The organism is Longimicrobiaceae bacterium (genome assembly GCA_035696245.1).
Lineage (GTDB): Bacteria > Gemmatimonadota > Gemmatimonadetes > Longimicrobiales > Longimicrobiaceae > DASRQW01.
Map to the genome: position 1 here is coordinate 1 of DASRQW010000526.1, position 4946 is coordinate 4946.

A 4946-nucleotide genomic window follows, 5' to 3' on the forward strand; every position below is an offset into this window, starting at 1 on the left:
CCGGCCACGAGCTGCACCACCGCGCGCTGCTGCGAAGCCACTACCTCGCGAAGTCGTTTCGGGTTGCCTGAGTACCGGTGGAGCAGGGTCGATCAGCCTGCATGGAGACGAGACGAAGGCGGGAGCGGCATCGGAAGCCGCCCCCGCCTTCGTCGTCGTGCACGCCCGCTGGCGGACGAACATCCCGTCGCGGTCGGCGCTGTATCGCCGCAAGCGGGGTGATCGCCGAACGTCAGGGGGCGCAGTACGGGGCGGTGCTGGTGAAGTTGACGGTCTTGAAGCCGCTCGCCGTATCGTTGTTCGCGTCGGTGACGGTGACGCTCAGGTTCAGGATGCCGACGGTGCTTCGCGTCGCCTCGATCACGCCGTCGCCCAGGTCGCTGAACGTGCCGCCGGATGCGCTCCACGAATACGAGTACGGGGCGGTACCGCCGGAGACGTTGGCGTAGTACACGCAGGTGCTGCCGGCGTGCACGGGGCTGGGGCCGTTGAGGGATACGGACGAGGACGATAACGTCAGCCGCGGACCGGTGGGCCCGGTGCTCCGTGCCGTGCTCGCGCCCGACTCGCATCCTGCCACCGCGGCCGCGAGCGCCAGGATGCTCATCCACTTGCCTGCTTTTCTCATCAGTTACTCCTTGGTTCGGGTTCCTTCGACTCTGCACCGCACGTGGAGCGGCGTCTATTGCGTCCTCAGATGTTTAACGCGTGACGGACCTCGGCGCAATAGGAGTGGTGGTGATGCGGCTCCCCGTGGATGACCATCCGGTCCCACGGATCGGCGGGCACTCGTGGGAGCGGATGGACAGACGGGCGCGGCCAGGAGGTCAGACGCTCTGGCAGGCGAGGAGGCAGGAGTATTTGGGATAGGTGCAGAAGACGCCGACGGTGTCGTACGTGCCGTCGTCGGCCACGATGTCCTTGACGGCGGGAGCGGGCTCAAACGAGGCGACTTCCAGGTGTTCGATGCTCAGTGTCAGCTTGCTCATCTGTGTGCTCCAGTTGCGCAGGTGAACGTACTTCAGGAGATGGGAAATCTGCTGCAATTTTCGCGCGCGACGGCGCTAAGTGGATGCCGGATGCGCTCGGGATGTCTCCATCTTCCGCTCTCTCCGGATCCGAGATCGCACACGCAACCGCGGCTGGGCCTTGCGCGCGCGGGGCGGATGCGGCAGCGTGGCGCGCATGAGATCAAGGATCCAGATCGCCCTGTACGAGCCGGAGATTCCCGGGAACGCGGGCGCCGTCGCGCGGACGTGCGGGGCCACGGGCACGCCGCTGCACCTGATCGGGCGCCTGGGGTTCAGCTTCACGCACCCCAAGGCGAAGCGCGCGCTGATGGACTACTGGCAGCACACGGAGTACGTGCACCACGCCACGTACGCCGACTTCCTCGCATCCGTTCAGCCGCGCCGCATCTGGATGATGACGACGAAGGCGAACACGTCGCTGTGGGAGGCGCGCTTCGAGCCGGGCGACGTGCTGCTGTTCGGCCCGGAGTCGCGGGGGCTGCCGGACGACCTGCTGGCGGCCGATCCGGAGCGGAACCTGCGCATCCCCATGCGCGAGGTGGCGCGGAGCCTGAACCTCTCCACCGCGGTCGGAGTGGCGCTGTACGAGGCGCTGCGGCAGACCGGCGGGCCTCCGCTGGAAGGGTGAAGAACGCTTCGTGACGGACCCGGAACACCGCCGTAAACCCGCCGTTTTGCTCGGTTGACAGGGGGTGGCACCGGGTCTAGGTTACGCGCCGGACGGTAGTACCGGACGGGGCAGTCACGACGCGAACTTCAGCTCTCGATATCATGGACAAGATTACGGTCGTCGGCGCCGGAAACGTGGGCGCCACCGCGGCGCAGCGGGTCGCCGAGAAGGAGCTCGCCCGCGAGGTCGTGCTCATCGACATCGCCGAAGGCATCCCGCAGGGCAAGGGCCTGGACCAGTGGGAGTCGGCCCCCATCGAGCTGTTCGACTCGCGCATCACGGGCAGCAACGGGTACGAGGAGAGCGCCGGCTCCGGCATCTACATCGTGACCGCCGGTATCGCGCGCAAGCCGGGCATGAGCCGCGACGACCTGCTCACCACCAACGCGGGCATCGTCCGCCAGGTGTGCGAGAACATCGCCCGCGTGTCGCCCAACGCGATCATCATCATGGTCAGCAACCCGCTGGACGTGATGTGCTACGTGGCCATGAAGGCCAGCGGCTTCCCGCGCGAGCGGGTGCTGGGCATGGCGGGCGTGCTGGACACGGCGCGCTACCGCTCGTTCCTGGCCCTGGAGATGGACTGCTCGGTAGAGGACATCCAGGCGATGGTGCTGGGCGGCCACGGCGACACCATGGTGCCGCTCGTCTCCTACACCAGCGTCTCCGGCATCCCGGTCACGCAGCTCATCGCGAAGGACAAGCTCGACGCGATCGTGGACCGCACGCGCAACGGCGGCGCGGAGATCGTGAAGTTCCTGAAGACGGGCTCGGCGTACTACGCGCCGTCGGCCGGCGCGGTGCAGATGGCCGAGGCGATCGTCAAGGACAAGAAGCGCATCCTCCCCTGCGCCGCGTGGCTGCAGGGCGAGTACGGGATGGACGGCCTCTTCCTGGGCGTCCCGTGCAAGCTGGGCCGCAACGGCCTGGAGAAGATCATCGAGGTGGAGCTCTCGGCCGAGGAGCGCGCCGCGCTGGAGAAGTCGGCCGACGCAGTGCGCGAGCCGATGGCGCTCGTGTAGCTGGCGGATGGCGCCGCGTCTCCCGTCTCTCGGACGGGAACGCGGCGCTTCTTTCTTACGGCTGGACCGTTCCTCTTCGCAACTCGACGGAGACGTACCGTATGCCTTCTGCGCATCGGGCCACCTCGCTCGGCTCCGCGCTCCGCTACCGCGGGCGCGAGGGGATGTGGGCGTGGCTGCTGCACCGCGTGACGGGGCTGGGCATCCTGCTCTTCCTCATCGTGCACGTGGTGGACACCGCCATCGTGATCTACCGTCCCGACCTGTACGACGAGGCCCTGGCCCTGTACAAGTCGGGCTTCTTCCGCGTGGCGGAGCTGCTGATCTTCTTCTCCGTGCTCTTCCACGCGGCCAACGGGCTGCGCGTGGTGGTGCAGGACTTCTGGCCGCGCACCATGCTGCGGCAGCGGCAGATGACGTACGCCGTGGCCGCCGTGGTGGTGCTGGCGATGCTGCCGGTGACGTGGATGATGATCTCGCCGCTGTTCGGCCGGCCGGAGCCGGGCGCGGCGCGGTACGAGGAGCAGCAGCGGGTGCGGCACGAGGACCGGCTCTCGCCCACGCCCACGGCGCAGGCTCCGTCTGCTGGGCAGGGGGTGGCGCTGTGAGCGGGCGGGGCGCGGCCCGGCGCGGCGGCGGCTACGAGCGCCCGCGCGACCGCGGCAACTTCGAGCTGGCGGCGTGGTTCTTCATGCGCATCTCGGGGCTGCTGCTCATCTTCCTGGCGCTGTACCACCTGGTGTGGTGGAACCTGATCATCGGCGTGCACCACCTGAGCGCCGACGTGGTGCGGGAGCGGTGGACGAACCCGTTCTGGCGCCTCTTCAACGTGGCGCTGGTGAGCTTCGCCATGCTGCACGGGCTGAACGGGGCGCGCTACTCCATCGAGGACTACGTGCGCAGGCCGGGCGCGCAGATGGTGGTGAAGACGATCGTCTACACCATCGTGCTGGGCTCGCTGGCCGTGGGCATCTTCGCGCTGCTGACCTTCGACCCTCGAGTCTTCGCCGGGCAATGATCCATACGCATACGTACGACTCGCTGGTGGTGGGCGCGGGCGGGGCGGGGATGATGGCCGCCATCTACCTGTCGCGGAATCCGAACATCAAGACGGCGGTCATCTCCAAGCTGTACCCCACGCGCTCGCACACGGGCGCGGCGCAGGGCGGCATCTGCGCGGCGCTGGCGAACCTGGAGGAGGACCACCCGGAGTGGCACGCGTTCGACACCGTGAAGGGGTCGGACTACCTGGGTGACCAGGACGCGATCCAGACCATGTGCGAGGAGGCGGTGGACGTCATCGTCGAGCTGGAGCACATGGGCCTGCCGTTCTCGCGCACGCCCGACGGCAAGATCGCCCAGCGCCCCTTCGGCGGGCACACGCACCACTTCGGGCAGGGCCCGGTGCGCCGCAGCTGCTACGCGGCCGACCGCACGGGCCACATGATCCTGCAGACGCTCTACCAGAACTGCATCAAGAACGGCGTGGACTTCTACGACGAGTTCCAGGTCGTGGACGTGATCGTGGAGGGCGGGGTGTGCTGCGGCGTGGTGGCGTGGCACGTGGAGTCCGGCGACCTGCACGTCTTCCGCGCGAAGGCGACGCTGTTCGCCACGGGCGGCTTCGGGCGGGTGTGGAGCATCACGTCGAACGCGCACGCCAACACGGGCGACGGCCCGGCGATCGCGCTGCGGGCGGGCATCCCGCTGGAGGACATGGAGTTCTACCAGTTCCACCCCACGGGCATCTACCGCCTGGGCATCCTCATCACCGAGGGCGTGCGCGGCGAGGGCGGCATCCTGCGCAACGACAACGGCGAGCGGTTCATGGAGCGCTATGCGCCCACCATGAAGGACCTGGCCAGCCGCGACGTGGTCTCGCGCGCGATCCACAAGGAGATCCGTGAGGGGCGCGGCATCAACGGCAAGAAGTACGTGTACCTCGACGCGACGCACCTGGGGAAGGAAGTCATCGAGTCGAAGCTTCCCGACATCGCCGACTTCTGCCGGACCTACCTGGGCATCGACCCGGTGAAGGAGCCGATGCCCATCCAGCCCACGGCGCACTACGCGATGGGCGGCATCCCCACCGACATCGACTGCCGGGTGATCCTGGACGACAGGAACACCGTGCTGCCGGGGATGTACGCGGCGGGCGAGACAGCGTGCGTGTCGGTGCACGGCGCCAACCGGCTGGGCACGAACTCGCTGCTCGACCTCGTG

At 68.1% G+C, this 4946-nt stretch carries 7 protein-coding genes; 5 read left to right on the forward strand and 2 right to left on the reverse strand.

All coding sequences use genetic code 11. From position 1 onward, the window contains the following. Positions 1 to 232: 232 nt before the first annotated feature. Positions 233 to 628 (reverse strand): hypothetical protein, encoded by a 396-nt coding sequence (locus VFE05_23410; protein ID HET6233045.1) that lies wholly within the window; start codon positions 626 to 628, stop codon positions 233 to 235. Positions 629 to 827: 199 nt separating this feature from the next. Beyond that, complete coding sequence (locus tag VFE05_23415; GenBank protein HET6233046.1) at positions 828 to 989, reverse strand: hypothetical protein; 162 nt, start codon at positions 987 to 989, stop codon at positions 828 to 830. Between the two features lie 196 nt (positions 990 to 1185). On the opposite strand from VFE05_23415, the gene VFE05_23420 reads away from it, so the two are divergent. The 5 genes from VFE05_23420 to VFE05_23440 all read left to right on the forward strand — a co-directional run. Continuing rightward, on the forward strand, positions 1186 to 1659 hold the full coding sequence (locus VFE05_23420) for a tRNA (cytidine(34)-2'-O)-methyltransferase (GenBank protein HET6233047.1): 474 nt from the start codon (positions 1186 to 1188) through the stop codon (positions 1657 to 1659). Between the two features lie 143 nt (positions 1660 to 1802). Beyond that, complete coding sequence (mdh, locus tag VFE05_23425; GenBank protein HET6233048.1) at positions 1803 to 2723, forward strand: malate dehydrogenase; 921 nt, start codon at positions 1803 to 1805, stop codon at positions 2721 to 2723. 101 nt (positions 2724 to 2824) lie between these two features. Then, a complete protein-coding gene (sdhC, locus tag VFE05_23430) occupies positions 2825 to 3331 on the forward strand; it encodes a succinate dehydrogenase, cytochrome b556 subunit (GenBank protein HET6233049.1) in 507 nt (168 codons plus the stop codon). Beyond that, entirely contained in the window at positions 3328 to 3741 is a 414-nt protein-coding gene (locus VFE05_23435; GenBank protein HET6233050.1) for a hypothetical protein, read from the forward strand. Before sdhC ends, VFE05_23435 begins: the two co-directional genes overlap by 4 nt. Beyond that, the coding region (locus VFE05_23440) for an FAD-dependent oxidoreductase (protein ID HET6233051.1) at positions 3738 to 4946 on the forward strand (1209 nt) is incomplete at its 3' end. The genes VFE05_23435 and VFE05_23440, both read left to right, overlap by 4 nt.

Bases quoted from the DNA above. Each gene is read 5' to 3' on its own strand.
- VFE05_23410 (HET6233045.1), bottom strand. From the start codon at position 628: ATGAGAAAAGCAGGCAAGTGGATGAGCATCCTGGCGCTCGCGGCCGCG.
- VFE05_23415 (HET6233046.1), bottom strand. From the start codon at position 989: ATGAGCAAGCTGACACTGAGCATCGAACACCTGGAAGTCGCCTCGTTT.
- VFE05_23420 (HET6233047.1), top strand. From the start codon at position 1,186: ATGAGATCAAGGATCCAGATCGCCCTGTACGAGCCGGAGATTCCCGGG.
- mdh (HET6233048.1), top strand. From the start codon at position 1,803: ATGGACAAGATTACGGTCGTCGGCGCCGGAAACGTGGGCGCCACCGCG.
- sdhC (HET6233049.1), top strand. From the start codon at position 2,825: ATGCCTTCTGCGCATCGGGCCACCTCGCTCGGCTCCGCGCTCCGCTAC.